This window comes from Streptomyces sp. NPDC003635 (assembly GCF_053587635.1).
On the sequence record NZ_JBSFOK010000024.1, the window covers coordinates 23,127 to 39,167 of the forward strand.

Annotated in this window: 17 protein-coding genes; 8 read left to right on the plus strand and 9 right to left on the minus strand. The window is 72.8% G+C overall.

The genetic code is table 11. The annotated features are described in order from the left end of the window. The first annotated feature begins 169 nt into the window (after positions 1–169). Genes ACWDRW_RS22485 through ACWDRW_RS22500 form a run of 4 tightly spaced genes read left to right on the plus strand, consistent with a single transcriptional unit; the run spans position 170 to position 4,178 of the window. Positions 170–2,695, plus strand: coding sequence for an ATP-binding protein (locus ACWDRW_RS22485; RefSeq protein WP_451725650.1), 2,526 nt, complete (start codon positions 170–172; stop codon positions 2,693–2,695). Next, positions 2,692–3,168: a roadblock/LC7 domain-containing protein gene (locus ACWDRW_RS22490; RefSeq protein ID WP_451725652.1), complete on the plus strand. Its 477-nt coding sequence runs from the start codon at positions 2,692–2,694 to the stop codon at positions 3,166–3,168. Before ACWDRW_RS22485 ends, ACWDRW_RS22490 begins: the two co-directional genes overlap by 4 nt. Before the next feature lie 28 nt (positions 3,169–3,196). Continuing rightward, complete coding sequence (locus tag ACWDRW_RS22495) at positions 3,197–3,613, plus strand: DUF742 domain-containing protein (RefSeq protein WP_451725654.1); 417 nt, start codon at positions 3,197–3,199, stop codon at positions 3,611–3,613. Further along, positions 3,561–4,178 (plus strand): GTP-binding protein, encoded by a 618-nt coding sequence (locus tag ACWDRW_RS22500; protein WP_451725656.1) that lies wholly within the window; start codon positions 3,561–3,563, stop codon positions 4,176–4,178. Before ACWDRW_RS22495 ends, ACWDRW_RS22500 begins: the two co-directional genes overlap by 53 nt. Here ACWDRW_RS22500 and ACWDRW_RS22505 read toward each other — a convergent pair whose 3' ends face one another. From ACWDRW_RS22505 to ACWDRW_RS22515, 3 genes are read right to left on the minus strand one after another with little or no spacing between them, the layout of a single operon-like run. Then, positions 4,179–4,853: an ABC transporter permease gene (locus ACWDRW_RS22505; RefSeq protein ID WP_451725658.1), complete on the minus strand. Its 675-nt coding sequence runs from the start codon at positions 4,851–4,853 to the stop codon at positions 4,179–4,181. Continuing rightward, a complete protein-coding gene (locus ACWDRW_RS22510) occupies positions 4,850–5,500 on the minus strand; it encodes an ABC transporter permease (RefSeq protein ID WP_451725660.1) in 651 nt (216 codons plus the stop codon). The genes ACWDRW_RS22505 and ACWDRW_RS22510 overlap by 4 nt, the downstream gene beginning before the upstream one ends. Then, positions 5,497–6,636, minus strand: a complete 1,140-nt coding sequence (locus ACWDRW_RS22515; RefSeq protein ID WP_451725662.1) for an ABC transporter ATP-binding protein — start codon at positions 6,634–6,636, stop codon at positions 5,497–5,499. Before ACWDRW_RS22515 ends, ACWDRW_RS22510 begins: the two co-directional genes overlap by 4 nt. 250 nt (positions 6,637–6,886) lie before the next feature. On the opposite strand from ACWDRW_RS22515, the gene ACWDRW_RS22520 reads away from it, so the two are divergent. After that, on the plus strand, positions 6,887–7,687 hold the full coding sequence (locus ACWDRW_RS22520; protein ID WP_451725664.1) for a class I SAM-dependent methyltransferase: 801 nt from the start codon (positions 6,887–6,889) through the stop codon (positions 7,685–7,687). Here ACWDRW_RS22520 and ACWDRW_RS22525 read toward each other — a convergent pair. The 3 genes from ACWDRW_RS22525 to ACWDRW_RS22535 are packed head-to-tail and all read right to left on the minus strand — an operon-like array spanning position 7,677 to position 10,190. Next, a complete protein-coding gene (locus ACWDRW_RS22525) occupies positions 7,677–8,435 on the minus strand; it encodes an FAD:protein FMN transferase (protein WP_451725666.1) in 759 nt (252 codons plus the stop codon). The genes ACWDRW_RS22520 and ACWDRW_RS22525 overlap by 11 nt on opposite strands. Positions 8,436–8,437: 2 nt before the next feature. Next, complete coding sequence (locus ACWDRW_RS22530; protein WP_451725668.1) at positions 8,438–8,839, minus strand: FMN-binding protein; 402 nt, start codon at positions 8,837–8,839, stop codon at positions 8,438–8,440. 10 nt (positions 8,840–8,849) lie between these two features. After that, positions 8,850–10,190, minus strand: coding sequence for a ferredoxin reductase family protein (locus ACWDRW_RS22535; protein WP_451725670.1), 1,341 nt, complete (start codon positions 10,188–10,190; stop codon positions 8,850–8,852). A gap of 158 nt (positions 10,191–10,348) precedes the next feature. On the opposite strand from ACWDRW_RS22535, the gene ACWDRW_RS22540 reads away from it, so the two are divergent. Together ACWDRW_RS22540 and ACWDRW_RS22545 are read left to right on the plus strand one after the other, a co-directional pair. Next, positions 10,349–11,038: a response regulator transcription factor gene (locus ACWDRW_RS22540; RefSeq protein ID WP_451725808.1), complete on the plus strand. Its 690-nt coding sequence runs from the start codon at positions 10,349–10,351 to the stop codon at positions 11,036–11,038. After that, positions 11,035–12,474 carry a sensor histidine kinase gene (locus ACWDRW_RS22545; protein WP_451725672.1) on the plus strand — a complete coding sequence of 480 codons (1,440 nt, stop codon included), beginning with the start codon at positions 11,035–11,037 and terminating at the stop codon, positions 12,472–12,474. Before ACWDRW_RS22540 ends, ACWDRW_RS22545 begins: the two co-directional genes overlap by 4 nt. Before the next feature lie 83 nt (positions 12,475–12,557). Here the strand turns inward: ACWDRW_RS22545 and ACWDRW_RS22550 are convergent, their stop codons facing one another. Beyond that, a complete protein-coding gene (locus ACWDRW_RS22550; RefSeq protein WP_451725674.1) occupies positions 12,558–13,094 on the minus strand; it encodes a barstar family protein in 537 nt (178 codons plus the stop codon). 87 nt (positions 13,095–13,181) lie between these two features. Between ACWDRW_RS22550 and ACWDRW_RS22555 the strand changes: the two genes are divergently transcribed. After that, the gene (locus tag ACWDRW_RS22555; RefSeq protein WP_451725676.1) at positions 13,182–14,171 is read left to right on the plus strand and encodes an NAD-dependent epimerase/dehydratase family protein; all 990 of its coding nucleotides are present in this window, start codon (positions 13,182–13,184) and stop codon (positions 14,169–14,171) included. Positions 14,172–14,183: 12 nt separating this feature from the next. On the opposite strand, the gene ACWDRW_RS22560 is transcribed toward ACWDRW_RS22555, so the two are convergent. Both ACWDRW_RS22560 and ACWDRW_RS22565 read right to left on the minus strand, forming a co-directional pair. Continuing rightward, positions 14,184–15,296 carry a sensor histidine kinase gene (locus ACWDRW_RS22560; protein ID WP_451725678.1) on the minus strand — a complete coding sequence of 371 codons (1,113 nt, stop codon included), beginning with the start codon at positions 15,294–15,296 and terminating at the stop codon, positions 14,184–14,186. After that, on the minus strand, positions 15,293–16,003 hold the full coding sequence (locus ACWDRW_RS22565) for a response regulator transcription factor (RefSeq protein WP_451725680.1): 711 nt from the start codon (positions 16,001–16,003) through the stop codon (positions 15,293–15,295). Before ACWDRW_RS22565 ends, ACWDRW_RS22560 begins: the two co-directional genes overlap by 4 nt. Positions 16,004–16,041: the final 38 nt, after the last annotated feature.

Here is a 16,041-nt window from a genome sequence, read left to right on the forward strand (position 1 = left end):
CTCCAGTTCTGAACTGATCCAATCCAGCGGCTTCTTGATCAGTCAAGGGAATCCGGGTCACCGATTGGCCTCAATGGGTAATCGGTTGTGATCGTATGTGACGACGTTTGCCTCAAGAGGCGATAGTCTCCCCGCAGTTGACGCCTGGAGCTCGAATCGAGGAGGAATGGTGTCCACGAACGAGGTGGACGCGTCGTCCACCGCGGCACACGGTTCCTCCGGATTCCGGCGCCTCGCCGACCGCTGGCCCTTCCGGCGCAAGCTCAACCTGCTGGTCGGCGTGCCGCTCGCCGTGGTGGCCGCGTTGCTCGCCTACCTCATCAGCGACCAGCTCGACCAGTCCTCCTCCGCCTCCGACGCGGCCCGGCTGGTCCGGGACAGCGCCGAGGTCGCCACCCTGGTGGACCGGGTGGAGGCCGAGCACCAGCAGGCCATCCTGCTCTCCGTGCGGCACGAGGCCGCCGACGGCAGGGCCCGCCCCGCCACCGACGACTACGACCGGGCGCAGGCCGCGGTGGACGCCCAGGTGACCAAGGTCCGGGAGACCTTCGGCGACCGGCTGCCGGAGACCGAGGCGCGGGCCCTGAGGGAGATCAGCGCGCTGGGCAGTCTCCGGGACACCATCGAGCAGGGCTATCTGCCCGCCGACAACATCGACCCGGCGTACACGAACGCGGCCAAGGGCGTCATCGACGGCCTCGGACTGGACCGCAACACCTCCCTCGCGGCCACCTTCACCGGCAACCTCCTCGACTCGCTGCTGCGCGCCGACGCCGCCCACAGCGCCTTCGAGACGGGGGTCTTCTCGGCGACGACCGGTGACTCCAACGCGCTCATCGAGTTCATCGGCGCGGTCGGCTCCTACGAGGTGTACACCTACCAGGCGGACCGCTTCGCCCGGTTCGCCACCACCGAGCAGGCCGAGGAGCTGCGCGGGATCGAGCACAGCTCCCCGCAGGCGGTCATCATCCGGCAGTACGCCGAGCTCCAGATCGACCCCAGCACCCTCCAGGCCGACTCCCCCGCCGAGATCCGCCAGGCGTTCCGGACGGCCCTCGACTCCTACCCCGCCTACCGCGAGCAGGCCGAGATCCGGCTCGGCGTCACCGCCTCCCTCATCGACCAGATCGCCGACCGCGCCGACGCGGCCTCCGACGACGCGGCCTGGCGCGCGGGACTGCTGCTCGGGTTCGCCCTGTTCGGCTTCGCGCTGTGGCTCGCGCTGTCGGTCGCGGTCCGCCGCTCGGTGGTACGGCCGGTGCAGGCCCTCACCGGCGCCGCCCGGGAGGTCGCCGAGGTCGCCGACCGTGAGCTGGCCCGGGTCGCCGACGACGACGCCGAGGACGACGGACCGCCGCGGCTGCGCGAGGTGCCGGCCACCGCGCGCGACGAGATCGGCGACCTGGCCGATGCCTTCAACCGCGTCCAGACCACCGCGGCCGCCCTGCTGGAACGCCAGGTGCTCAGCCGCCGCAACGTCGCCGAGATGTTCGGCAACGTCGGCCGCCGCGTCAGCAACCTGACCACCCGCCAGCTCTCCCTGATCGACGCCGTGGAGCGCGGTGAGACCGACCCCGAGCTGCTGGAACGGCTGTACAGCATCGACCACATCGCGGTCCGCCTGCGCCGCAACGCCGACAGCCTGATGCTGCTGGCCGGCATCCGGGAGTCGGGCCTCGGCTCGGGCCCGCTCGCGCTCACCACGGTGGTACGCGCCGCCCTCGGTCAGATCGAGGGCTTCCAGCGGGTACGGCTGACCGCGCGCTCCGAGGCCGCGGTGGAACCGGACGTGATCGGCGACCTGACCCTGATGGTGGCCGAACTGCTGGAGAACGCGGTGTCGTTCTCGCCCGCGGGGTCCCCGGTCGAGGTGACCGTGGTGACCGGCGCCGACGAGCGGTCCGCGTCGATCGTGATCGCCGACCACGGACTCGGCATGAGCGCCGAGCGCCTCGCCGAGGAGAACGCCCGGCTGATCCGCCGCGAGCGGCTCGACCTGGTGCCGACGAAGGTGCTCGGTCTGTTCGTGGTCGGCACGCTGGCGCGCCGCTGGGAGATCGCGGTGACGCTGACCCGGACGCCGGGCGGGGGTGTGACGGCTGAGGTGAACGTCCCGGCGGCGCTCCTGCTGCCGACGGCGGCGGTGCAGGCGCCGGCCACGAAGGCCGCCACCGAGGCGTCCGGCTCCGGTCCCCTTCCCGCGGCGGCCGACGACTCCGGCCCCCTCCCCGCGGCCGCCGACGACTCCGGCCCCCTCCCCCGCCGGGTCCCCCGGCGCGAGGGCGCGGTTGACGACTCCGGGGCGCTCCCTCGCCGTGCAGCTCCCGCACCGCGGACAGCCACCGCCCCACCCACGGCCGCCGCCACCGCCGTACCGACCGCGGATCACGCCCGCGCCGGGCAGCCGGAGGCCTCCCCCCGGGCGCACGCCGACGGGCCGCCCGCGGGCGGCTCCGGTTCCCGACCGCTGCGCCGCCGGGTCCGCGGGGCCACCCTGCGCTCCGCCGAGGACACCTCGTCCCAGCCGGTCCTGCCCCGGACCGCCCGCCCCGCCGACGCCGACGCCGTACGGTCCGCGCTGGAGGAGTTCGAGGCGGCCGTGGAGCGGGCGCACCGGGACAGCGGCACCTTCGAGCAGATCCAGACGACCGAAGAGCAGGACCAGAACCACCTCCCGGAAGGAGCGGAGCAGTGAGTACGTCGACAGGTGGCACTCCGGCAGGAGGCACCACCCCGGCCGAACTCCAGGCCGCCGCAGCCGACTTCACCTGGCTGCTGAATCGCTTCGCGACCGAGACCGCGGGCGTCGTCGATGCCATCGCCGTCTCCTCCGACGGGCTGCTGATCGCGGTGTCCGAACTGCGCGAGCACGCCGACTCCGAGCGGCTGGCCGCGATCGTCTCCGGCATCACCAGCCTCGCCGCGGGCGCCTCCGGCAACTACGGCCTGGGCGGCCTCAACAAGGTGATCATCGATCTGGAGGGCGGGCACGTGCTGGTCTCCGCGATCGGCAGCGGCGCCGTGCTCGGCGTGGTCACCGACAAGGAGGCCAAGCTGGGCAACATCGCCTACGAGATGACGCTGTTCGCCAACCGCGCCGGCACCGCGCTCAGCCCGCAGCTGGTGCTGGAGCTGAAGAACAGCGTCGGCGCCGCGTCGGCGCGCTGACCGGGCCCTGAAGGACGGAACGGACCCCATGGCGGACGGCACCCCACCCCCGGGCCCCGACCCGGTCGGCCCCGCCCCCGCCGTACGGCCGTTCCTGGTCACCGCCGGCCGGGTGGCGCCCAGCGCGTCCGGCCGGCCGATGCCCGTCGAGACCCAGGTGGTGGCCACCGCCGAGGGGCTCGACGCGCTCGCGCTGCTCTCCTTCGAGCAGCACGACATCGTCGCGGCGTGCCGGCGGCCGCAGTCCATCGCGGAGATCGCCGCTCGGCTGCGGCTGCATCTGAACGTCGTCCGGGTGCTCGCGGAGGATCTGCGGGCCGAGGGGCGGCTGACGGTGCATGTGCCGAACTCCGAGGCCGTCCACGATTCATCCGTACTGCGAAGAGTGATCGATGGCCTGCGCGCCATCCCCGACTCCCGGGGGGTACTCCGTGACGACGACTGAACCGGCCGCCGCCGTACGACCGCCGCTGCCGGTCAAGATGGTGATCGCGGGGGGATTCGGGGTCGGCAAGACGACCGCGGTCGGCTCGATATCCGAGATCGAGCCGCTGACCACGGAGGCCGCGATCACGGAGGTCGCGGCGGGCGTCGACGACCTGACCCACACTCCCGGCAAGACGACCACCACGGTCGCCATGGACTTCGGGACCATCACCATCGACCCGACGCTGAAGCTGTACCTGTTCGGGACGCCCGGGCAGGAGCGGTTCGGGTTCATGTGGGACGACATCGTGGAGGGCGCGGTGGGCGGGCTCGTCATCGTCGACACGCGGCGCCTGGACGACTGCTACGCCGCGGTCGACTACTTCGAGCACAAGGGGATCCCGTTCGCGGTCGCGGTGAACGCGTTCGACGGGAAGGTCGAGCACGCACTGGACGACGTGCGCTGGGCCCTCGATGTCAGCGCGGGCGTGCCCGTCGTGGTGTTCGACGCCCGGGAGCGCGGCTCGGTGCGGGACGCGCTGCTGGTCGTCCTGGAGCAGGCCCTCGCCCGCACCGAGGCCTGACTAGCCGATCCCGGCCCGCCGTACGCCCCGCGACACCGTCAGCCGCGCCACCGCCCAGAAGAGGCCCAGCGTCGCCAGGGCCATCGCGGCCACCAGGGTCGCGCCGCCGACGACCTTCTCGTAGTCCCGCTGGTACAGGCCGTCCACGATGTAGCGGCCCAGGCCGCCGAAGCTGACGTAGGCCGCGATCGTCGCCGTCGAGACGATCTGGATGGCCGCCGAGCGCAGGCCGCTGAGGATCAGGGGGAGCGCCACCGGGAGTTCGACCCGGAACAGGATCCCCGCCTCGGCCATGCCCATGCCGCGGGCGGCGTCCACGGGGGCCGGGTCCACCGAGCGCATCGCCTCGTAGGTGGTGACCAGGATCGGGGGGATCGCGAGGACCACGAGGGGGATCATCACCGGGGCCATGCCGAGGCCCAGCAGCACGAACATCAGCACCATCAGGCCGAAGCTGGGCAGCGCCCGGCCCGCCGTCGCGATGAGGGCGAGGGTGTTGCCGCCCCGGCCGGTGTGCCCGGTGAGCAGGCCGACCGGGAGCCCGATACCGGCGGCGATGCCCAGCGCCATCAGGGTGTAGCCGAGGTGCTCGGCGACCCGGGTGGGGATGCCGTCGTAGCCCTCCCAGTGGGCGCTGTCGCTGAAGAAGGCGTCGATGTGGTTCAGGATGTTCATCGAGCGGCCTTCCTCGGCATCCAGGGGGTCAGCAGCAGGCGTACGACGATCAGGGCCGCGTCCACCAGGATCGCGAGGACAGCCGTGCCCACGACAGAGAGCCAGATCAGGCGATCCTGGTGGTAGATCATGCCGCTGTTGAGCAGGTTGCCGAGCGCGCCCTGGTTGCCGATCAGCATGCCGACGCTGACCAGGGAGATGCTCGACACCGCCGCCACCCGCAGCCCCGCGATGATCGCGGGCGCGGCGATGGGCAACTGCACCTGGAAGTAGCGGCGTACGGGCCCGAAGCCCATGGCCGTGGCGGCGGCCAGGGTCTCCTGCGGTACCGAGCGGACGCCGTCGACGATCGCCGGGACCAGCACGACCAGGCTGTACACGGCCAGCGGGATCATGACGGTGAGTTCGGACAGGCCCGTGTAGTCGATGAGGACGACGAAGAAGGCCAGCGACGGGATCGCGTACAGCACGGTCGTCACCCACAGCACCGGTGGGTACAACCAGCGCAGCCGTATGCAGAGTTGGGCGATCGGCAGGGCCATCAGCAGTCCGGCCAGCACCGGGAGGAGGGCCTCGCGGAGGTGGAGGCCGACCAGGCCGAGGTAGCTGTTCTGGAGGTCGCTCGGCATGTCGAAGAGCTCGCTCATCGCGCGGCCTTCTCCGTCTTCGCGGTCTTCGCGGTCTTCGCGTGGGCGCCCCGGATCGCCTCGCCGATGGTCTGCTGCGAGACCACTCCGGACGCCCGGCCCTCCACGTCCACGGCGACGGCCCAACCGGTCGGGGAGAGCACCGCGCAGTCGAGCGCGGCCCGCAGGGAGTCGGTGCCCGACACGAACGGGCGTCCGTAGGGCAGGAGTCGGGCCGGGTCGATCGCGCCCGCGGTCAGCTCCTTCGGCTCGGCCCACCCGAGCGGCCTGCCGTCCAGATCGGTGACGAGGAGATAGGGGGCGTCGGCGGTGTCGCGGGCGGCGATCTGCTCGGCGGTGGCGTCGATCGCGACGATCGGAGCGGTGAGCAACTCCAGTCCCGCGGAGGGGAAGAAGGACAGGCGCCGGATGCCCCGGTCGGTGCCGAGGAAGTCCTCGACGAAGGAGTCGGCCGGGTCCGTGAGCAGTTCGGCGGGCGGGGCGAACTGGGCGAGCCGGCCGCCGGTGCGCATCACGGCGACCATCGTGCCGAGCTTGACGGCCTCGTCGATGTCGTGCGTGACAAAGACAATGGTCTTGCCCAACTCGTCCTGGATGCGCAGCAGTTCGTCCTGCAGGCCCTTGCGGACGACCGGGTCGACGGCGGAGAAGGGCTCGTCCATGAGGAGGACCGGCGGATCGGCGGCGAGCGCCCGGGCCACGCCGACGCGCTGCTGCTGGCCGCCGGAGAGCTGGTACGGGTACCGCTTGGCGAGGGCGCCGTCGAGGCCGACCCGGTCCATCAGCTCGCGGGCCCGGGCCCGGGACTTCTCCTTGCCCCAGCCGAGCAGGCGGGGCACGGTGGCGATGTTGTCCAGGATCGTGCGGTGCTGGAAGAGTCCCGCGTTCTGGATGACGTAACCCATCGAGCGGCGCAGGGTGTTGACGGGCTGCTGCAGGATGTCCTTGCCGTCGAGGAGGATGGTGCCCTCGCTGGGTTCGACCATCCGGTTGATCATGCGCAGGGTCGTGGTCTTCCCGCAGCCCGAGGGTCCGACCAGGACGGTGATCGAGCGGTCGGGTATCTCCAGCGAAAGCCGGTCGACCGCCACCGTGCCGTCCGGATACCGCTTGGTGACTGAATCTATCCGTATCAAAACGCCGAATACCCTTCGGGTCTGGCAGAAGTCGCCCGCTTCCGGCCGGGATTGAGCAGGCCGTTGCGGGGAGAGTCTAGACCGCCTGAGTCGCGGCGCCTTGGCGGGTGCGTGGCGTGATCCGCGCGGGTCGGAGCGCGGCCGGCCGCATGGGCGGGGCTCCCGTTCGTGGTCGTGGCGGGAGCGACCCGTTCGTCGGTGGATGCCCTGGATGTCGGCCGAAGAGGGCCGCGTCCCGCATGGTGGAGTCATGAGCGAGCAGCAGCGGTTCGACGTCTGGCAGGCCGGGCCCGCCTACGAGCGCCACATGGGGCGGTGGAGCCGGAAGGTCGCCGAGCGGTTCACCGCCCTGGCGGGCCACGCGGACGGGCTGCGCTGGCTGGACGTCGGGTGCGGGACGGGGGCGCTGTCGGCGGTGCTGGCCGCCCGGTGCCGGCCGGCCCTGGTGCTGGGCTGCGACCGGGCGGCCGAGCTGGTGGCGACGGCCCGGGACACGGCGCACGGGCCGGTGCGGTTCGTGGTGGCGGACGCGCTGGCGCTGCCGGTGCCTGACGGCGCGTGGGACGTCGCCGTCAGCGGGCTCGCGCTGAACTTCCTGCCCGAGCCCGCCGAGGGGGTCGCCGAGATGGTCCGGGCGGTACGGCCGGGCGGCCGGGTCTCCGCGTATGTCTGGGACTACGCGGAGGGCATGGTCCTCCTGCGCCGCTTCTGGGACGCGGCCGCGGCGACGGACCCGGCGGCGGGCGAGCTGGACGAGGGGCGCCGGTTTCCGATGTGCCGGCCCGACCCGCTGCACGCGCTGTGGACGGGGGCCGGTCTGGAGGACGTCCGGGTCACCCCGGTCGTCATCCAGACCGTCTTCACCGATCTCGCCGACCTGTGGTCCCCGTTCCTCTCGGGCCAGGGACCGGCCGCGGGCTACGTCGCCGCCCTCCCGCCGGACAGCCGCGACCGCCTCCGGGACACCCTCGCCGAGACCCTCCCCCAGGATCCGGACGGCTCGATCGAACTCTCGGCCCGGGCCTGGACGGTGACCGGCGTCAAGCCGTGACGCCGACTGCCGTCACCGGTGGGTTCGGTGCCGCGACCGGCAGCCCCTCCGTGCGGAACACCCGCCGCTCCGCGTCCACCGCGAACACCTCGCACCCGGGGCGGGCGGACGCCCACGCGACCCCTTCCGCACCCATGGCGAAGGCGGCCGTGGCCGTCGTGTCCGCCACCGTCAGGGAGTCGGCGACGACCGTGACGCTGAGCAGACCGGTCGCCGGACGTCCGGTGCGGCCGTCCAGGATGTGCGCACCCCGCTCGTAGAGGGCGGAGGTCGCGACGGCCCCGTCGGTCACCTCCAGGACGGCGCACACCCGGTCGGCGTGGTCGGGATGCCGTACCCCCACCCGCCAGGGACCGCCCGCGGCGACCACGTCACCACCGGCGTTGAGGCAGAAGCGCGCCACCCCGGCCGCCCGCAGCAGCCCCGCCGCCCGCTGCACCGACCAGCCCTTCACCACCGCGCAGGGGTCGAGGCCCCGCCCCGGCAGACGTACGTCGAAGGCACCGCCGGTCGCCACCCGGTACTCCTCGCACAGGCCGAGGACCTCGGCGAGGTCGGCGCCGACCTCGCCGGGCCCGATCTCGCCCCGGTCGAGCCGGGACACCTCGCTGCCCGCCTTGAACGGGCTGAACCGCTCGTCGACCTCGCGCAGCCAGGAGAAGACGGCGTCCACGGCCGTATCGGGGACATGCTCGTCGTCCACCCGGAGCGAGACCGGGAACCCCATGACGTGTTCGACTCGGCGCACGCTCAGCCCTTCTCGTCGATCGCCGCCTGGAGGGACTCCTTGTAGCCCTCGCTGGTGATCGTCGCCCCGGAGACCGTGTCGATGTCCGCGCTCTGCGCCGCCAGCGTCTCCTCGATCAGCTTCGGCACGGCCGCCGTGGTCTGCGGATGGTCCGGCTGCTGGAGCATCCGCACCGAGGCGATCTCGTCACCCTGGTACGTCAGCTCCACCTGCACCGGGCCTTTCTCGGTGTTGACCACCGTGCCCTCGACGACCAGGGCGGAGGAACCGGACGACGAGGTCGCCGAAGGGACGGGGGCCGCGGCCTCGACCGGGGCGGACGAGGTGTCCGTCGACGGCTCGTAGCGCCACAGCGGGACCAGGCCGACGGCGGTCAGGACCAGGACGGGTATGGCTCGCTTCACGGTCTCCCTCTCATCCCGCCAGGCTGAAACGCTCGAAGTGGATCTGCGGCTTGGGCACGTTCAGCTCGCGCAGACTGCCCAGGACCGCGTTCATCATCGGGGGCGGTCCGCACAGGAAGACGTCCCGGTCCGCGATGTCCGGCACCAGCTCGGCCAGTTCGGCGGGCGCCAGCTTGTCCGGGTGGACGGGCCCGGTCACCAGGTGCAGCTCGGCGCCCTTGGCGAGGGCCAGTTCGCGCAGTTCGTCGTAGAGGACGGCGTCCCGGTCGGCGGCCACCCGGTAGATGACGACCGCGTGCCCGCGCAGTTCCTCGAGCAGCGCCCGGATGGGCGTGACGCCGACGCCGCCGGCGATGAGCACGGCCTCGGGGCGGGTGCGGTGCAGAGCGGTGAAGGCGCCGTAGGGGCCCTCGGCGAAGACCCGGGTGCCGGGCTTGAGATGGCGCAGGCCCGCGCTGCCCTCGCCGGCCGCCTTGGCGGTGAGCCGGAGCGAGCGGCCGTCGGGGGCGGCGGACAGCGAGAAGGGGTTCGCCTGCCACCAGCGGTCCTTGGTCAAGAACCGCCACAGGAAGAACTGTCCGGCGCGGGCGGGCAGCCGGTCCAGGTCGCGTCCGGTGATGTGGACCGAGACCACGTTGTCGGACTCGGGGACGACCGCCGAGACGCGCAGCCGGTGCCGCCAGTTCCGCCACAGCGGCAGGGCGGCCCGGCCCACCACCACCGAGCCGAGGGCGACGCCCCACACGGCGTACCAGTACGCGGTGGCCGCCGACGAGGCCGTGAAGGTCGTACCGACCGCGACCTGGTGGGTGAAGGCCAGCACCACGGCGAGGTAGGTGTACAGGTGGATGAAGTGCCAGGTCTCGTAGGCGAGCCGGCGGCGGGCGAGGCGTCCGGAGACCGCGCCGACCACGAGGACGATCACCAGCGCGGCGACGGCCCGCAGCACGCCCTCGACGGTCTCGGCGAGGTCGACCAGCTGGTTGACCGGGTCGAGCCCGGAGGAGTCGGCGTAGCCGAAGGTGATGAACACGGCGTGCGCCAGCAGCGTCCACAGGATGCCGAAGCCGGTCCAGCGGTGCCAGGACGTCAGCCGGTCCATGCCGATCCGCCGGTCCAGCCACGGCAGCCGGGCCACCAGCAGCAGCTGGAACGCCATGAGCAGAGCGCCGTAGAGCCCGGCGAGGCGGCCGAGGACGAGCAGCGCGTTGGAGGCGCCGAAGCCCGCGTCGACGAAGAAGTAGGTCACCACGGCCACGTTCACGGCCAGCACGGCGTACAGGCCGACGCGGGCCACCACCCTGGGGCGTATCGCCGTGGGGGGTGCGGGGGGTGATTGGACGGTCGTCACGGGCGGCAGCTCCTCATGGGGGTTGGGGGCCGGGGTACCGAGCTTGGCCGGGTGAAGCTGTCGATCACCTGTCGTGCGTCTTTCAAGTGGTTATCGATGTGACAGGGGACGCACGACCGGGCTGTGGTGCGGGGGGCCGGGTGAAGCAGTATGAGCGGGTGGAAAAAGTACGACTCCTCGTCGTGGACGACGACCCGCCGATCGCCGACCTCGTGGCGACGGTCGCCCGGTACGAGGGCTGGGAGGCGGTCACCGCGAACTCCGGTGAGGAGGCGCTGCGCCGTGCCGCCGAGTTCCATCCGGACATCGTCGTGCTCGACCTGATGCTGCCGGACGTGGACGGCTTCGGTGTGCTGGACCGGCTGCGCCGCTCCGGGACGATGGTGCCGGTGGTGTTCCTCACCGCCCGCGACGGCGTCGCCGACCGGGTGGCGGGGCTGACCCGGGGCGGCGACGACTACCTGGTCAAGCCGTTCGCGGTGGAGGAGCTGATGGCCCGGCTGCGGACCGTGCTGCGGCGCAGCGCCGGGCCCGGCTTCCAGCGCTCGGTGCTGCGGGTCGGCGATCTGACCATGGACGAGGACACCCGTGAGGTCCGCCGCGGCGAGAAGCTGCTCACGCTCACCCCGACCGAGTACGAGGTGCTGCGCTACCTCCTGCGCAAGTCGCCGACCGTGCAGACCAAGGCGCAGATCCTCGACCACGTCTGGGAGTACGGCTTCGGCGGCCGCTCCAACGTCGTCGAGTTGGTGGTCAGCCGGCTGCGCCGCAAGCTCGACGACACCGGGCCGCCGATGATCCACACGGTGCGGGGCTTCGGGTACGTCGTGCGGCAGGCCGCGGAGTGATCGGGAGGTTGCGCGGGTCGTACGGCGGGCTGCGGCTGGGCACCCGGCTCGCACTGGGGCTCGGGGCGCTGGCCCTGGTGGTGTTCGCGGTGGTGGGCACCGCGCTGACGACGTACATGCGCGACTACCTCTCGGTCCAGCTCGACACCCAGCTGGCGCAGGCCCAGGTCGCCCAGTCCAAGAGCATCGCGGACCACGGGACGCTGTCCGGGAAGAAGTACTACCGCTGGTACTACGCCGTGTACGACGTCTCGGACGGCGCCCCCGAACTGCGCCGGCCCGAGGTGGCCACCGATCTGCCCGAGGACGTCGACGAGTTCACCGCCGTGGCCGAGGAGCGGGTCGCCACCGGCGAGGAGGTGCTGCGCACCGAGGACCTCAAGGGCGAGGGCCGGTACCGGCTGCGGGCCTGCGAGGTGGAGCCCGGGGTGGTCCTGGTCAGCGCCGCGCCGATGGGCGACATCGACGACACCGTGGGGCAGCTGATCACGATCCAGGCGGTCACCTTCGGACTGGCCCTGCTGGCCCTGGTGGTCGCCGGGCGGTCCCTGCTGCGGCGCGGCCTGAAGCCGCTGAGCGACATGGCGCACACCGCGCGCGGCATCACCTCGCACGATCTGACGGACTCGGCGCGGCTGCCGGTACGCCATGCCGCGCGCGGCGGCGGGCCCGAGGTGGAGGAGCTGCGGACCGCGTTCAACACCATGCTGGAGCACATCGACGAGTCGCTCGCGGTACGCACGGAGGCGGAGCAGCGGTTGCGCCGCTTCGTCGCCGACGCCTCGCACGAACTGCGTACCCCGCTGATGTCGGTACGCGGCTACGCGGACCTCTTCCAGTACGCCGCGGCCAACGCCCCCGAGGAGCGCGACAAGCACCTGGCCCGCCTGCGCGCCGAAGCGGCCCGCATGGGCTTCCTGCTGGACGACCTGCTGCTGCTCGCCCGCCTGGACGCGGCGGAGGTGGAAACCCCGCTGCGGCCTCGCGCGACGGACCTGGTGGAACTGGTGGAGGAGGCCGCGGACGCCTTCCGCGCGAGCCACCCGGACCATCCGCTGACCCGGTCTCCCGGCCCGTCGACGCTGCCCGTCCGCGTGGACCCGCAGCGCGTCCGCCAGGTCCTGGACAACCTCCTCACCAACGCGGCCGTGCACACCCCGCCGGGCACGGAGGTCTCGGTGACGGTGTCGGCCGCCCGGGACACGGCCCGCATCCGGGTCGCCGACGCCGGCCCCGGCATACCGCCGGCCGACCGCGCCCGCGTCTTCGATCGCTTCTACCGCGTCGACAAGGCCCGCAGCCGCGACCGCGGCGGCAGCGGCCTGGGCCTGGCCGTGGCGACCTCGCTGATCCGCGCCCACGGCGGCACGATCGCCCTGACGAGCGAACCGGGCTCGACGGTCTTCACGGTGACGCTCCCGGCGGCCTCGGACTAGTGCCGCGTCAGGCAACGTTTGCCCGTCAAGGAGCGGCGTCCGGTGCGTGCTCTCGGCGTGCCGGGTGGTTGCCTGACGCGGCACTAGCCCGAACGGCGGCTGGCGTCGGACCATTCGGCGTCGTTCCACTCGACGGCCGTCGCACCCACCGGCTCGAACCCGATGTCCGGGTCGTCGCTCTGGACCAGGCACATGATGCGGTGCCCGAACAGGGCCGCGCTGCGCGCCCGGTCGGCGACGATGTCGAGCAGGGCCTGCGCCACGTCCGGTGCCACCCGGGTGAAGCTGTCGTAGCCGGTGAACACCAGGACGAGTCCGGTCGCGTCACGCGTGGTTCCGTACTCATAGGACTCGACGTCCCGCAGACAGTCGTTGAGCGCGTCGAGGTTCCGGCCGTAGTAGTCGGGGAAGTCCAGGGCAGCGGCGACGTCCCGGTGCATGTCCGCCTGCTCGGTCCACGCGCCCGCGTCCAGGGCGACGACCCGGTAGCCGCGCTCGCGCAACCGGCCGACGGCGGCGTCCAGCAGGCTCCGGCGCCAGTACAGGGTGACGAAGGAGTTCAGCATCAGCTCTAGGGCGGGGTCGTCGGAGAGGTCGGCGTCGGGGTCGAAGGCAGCCACCCGCGCACTGTAGCCGGACCTTACGGACCCATGACATGACGGGTGGCGGGTCACCGGAAAGTCCGGTCGCCGCCCTAGCGTGGGGCCATGCGTGTACTGGTCACCGGCGGAGCCGGGTTCATCGGGTCCCAGGTCGTGCGGGTGCTGGCGGAGCGGGGGCACGAGCCCGTGGTGTACGACGTCCGGGCCGATCCGGAGGCGGACGTACGGGATCCGGACGCCGTCCGGCGGGCGCTCGCCGGCGTCGACGCGGTCTGCCACCAGGCGGCGATGGTCGGGCTCGGCACCGGTTTCGGGGACGCGGCGGAGTACGTGTCCCGCAACGACCTCGGTACGGCCGTCCTGCTCGCCGCCATGGCGGACCTGGGCGTCCGGCGGTTCGTGCTGGCCGGGTCGATGGTGGTGTACGGCGAGGGGCGGTACACCTGCGACCGGCACGGTGTCGTACGACCGGGGCCGCGGGCCGCGGCCGATCTGGACGCCGGGCGGTTCGAGCCCCGGTGCCCCGAGTGCGGCGAGGAGCCGGCGCCCGGGCTCGTCGGTGAGGACGCCCCGGTCGACCCGCGGAACGTGTACGCCACGACCAAGCTCGCCCAGGAGCATCTGGCGGCGGCCTGGGCACGGGTGACGGATGGTCAGGCCGTGTCCCTGCGCTATCACAACGTGTACGGGCCGGGCATGCCCCGGAACACCCCGTACGCGGGGGTCGCCTCCTTCTTCCGGTCCGCGCTCGCCCGTGGCGAGGCCCCCCGGGTGTTCGAGGACGGCCGTCAGCGGCGGGACTTCGTGCACGTACGGGATGTGGCGGCGGCCAACCTGGCGGCGCTGGAGGCGGGTTCGCCCACGGGCGCGCTCGTCGCCTACAACACCGGCAGCGGCGAGCCGCACACCGTCGGCGAGATGGCCCGCGCGCTGGCAGCGGCGTACGGAGGTCCCGAGCCGGTGGTGACCGGGGAGTACCGGCTCGGCGACGTACGGCACATCACCGCCGACTCGGCCCGGCTGCGGGACGGGCTGGGGTGGAAGGCCGAGGTCGGATTCGAGGACGGGATGCGGGAGTTCGCGCGGGCCGAGTGACGCCTCGGTCCCTCAGGCCTCCGCCGCCGGCAGCGTCACCTCGAAGCGGCAGCCCCCGGGGATGTTCCGGACCGTGGCTCTGCCCTGGTGGGCCTCCACGATGCCCCGGACGATCGCCAGTCCGAGCCCCGCCCCGGCGGGCGGGGTCCGCGCGTCCGTGCCCCGCCACCCGGTGTCGAAGACGCGCGGCAGGTCCTCCTCGGGAATCCCTCCGCAGCCGTCCGTCACCGACAGCACGACACCCGCGCCCTCGCGCTCGGCGGCGACCGCGACCGTCCCGTCGGACGGCGTCCGCCGGATCGCGTTGACCAGGAGGTTGCCGAGCACCCGGCTCATCTCCTTGCCGTCCACCTCGACCGGCACCGGCTCCACCATGTCGCCGATCAGCCGTACCCCGTGCTCCCGCGCCAGCGGATCCGCGCCGGCGAGCGCGTCGCCGACCAGGTCGTACAGGGAGACCCTGGTGGGGCTCAGGGCCAGCGCCCCCGCGTGGATGCGGGACAGTTCGAAGAGGTCGCCGACCATCGCGTTCAGGCGCTCCACCTCGGTGCGGATCTGTTTCAGATAGCGGCCCGGGTCGGCGGCGACCCCGTCCTCCAGGGCCTCGGACATCGCGCGCAGCCCGGCCAGCGGGGTGCGCAGATCGTGGGAGATCCAGGCGACGAGTTCCCGGCGCGAGGTCTCCAGGGCGCGTTCCCGTTCCCGGGACAGGGCGAGCCTGGCGCTGGTGGCCTCCAACTCGCGGCTCAGGTCGGCCAGTTCGGCGGCGGCGGGGCCGTCGGGTGAGGTGAAGGCGCCGCCGTCGCCGAAGGAACGGGCGGCGAGCGCGAGGGCGCGGCTGCGGGCGACCACCCAACGGCCCAGCAGGTGGGCGGTGGCGAGGGAGACCACGGCTGCCATGGCGACGACCAGCGTGACGACCTTCAGGTCGTGCTCGGACAGGAACATGGCCTGAGCGACGACGAGGGTGCCCGCGAGCATCGCGGTCACGGCGACGGCGGCGACCACGGTGAGGTGCACGGCGAGGGAACGCCGCCGGATCAGCCGTAGGACAGCCGCCCCGACGAGACCGGCCGCGGCAGCGCCGAGGAAGGCGCACAGGGCGATGAGGAGCGTGTCGTTCACGGCCGGGCCTCCTCCGTCGCGCCGGAGCCGTCGAAGCGGTAGCCGACGCCCCAGACCGTCTGGATGAGCCGCGGCCGGGCCGGGTCGTCCTCGACCTTGCCGCGCAGCCGCCGCACGTGGACGGTCACCGTCGACAGGTCGCCGAAGTCCCAGCCCCACACCTCGCGCATCAGGTCCTCCCGGCTGAACACCCGGCCCGGGTGCCGCACGAAGAAGGTGAGCAGGTCGAACTCGCGGATGGTCAGCGCGAGTTCGGTGCCGTCCTTGGCCGCGCGGCGGGCCGCCGGGTCGACTGACAGGCCCCCGGCGCGCAGCGGTCCCGAGGGCTGCGCGGGGCGGACCCGGCGCAGTACGGACTCGACGCGCAGCACGAGTTCGCGAGGGCTGAAGGGCTTGGTGACGTAGTCGTCGGCGCCCACCTCCAGGCCCAGGATGCGGTCGTCCTCGTCGCCGCGGGCGGTGAGCATGATGACCGGCACGGGTCCGCTGCCACGCATGCGGCGGCACACCTCGAGGCCATCCATGCCGGGGAGCATCAGGTCCAGGACGACGAGGTCCGGCCAGTGCTCGGCGGCCCGGGCGAGGGCGTCCGGGCCGTCACCCGCGCGGTCGACGACGTATCCGGCGCGGTCCAGGTACCCGGAGACGACCTCGGCGACGGTCGGGTCGTCGTCGACGACGAGGACCCGGGGCTGCTGCTGTTCCATGCCGCCAGCCTCGCACCAGGCGCGCGCGGGCGGGCCCC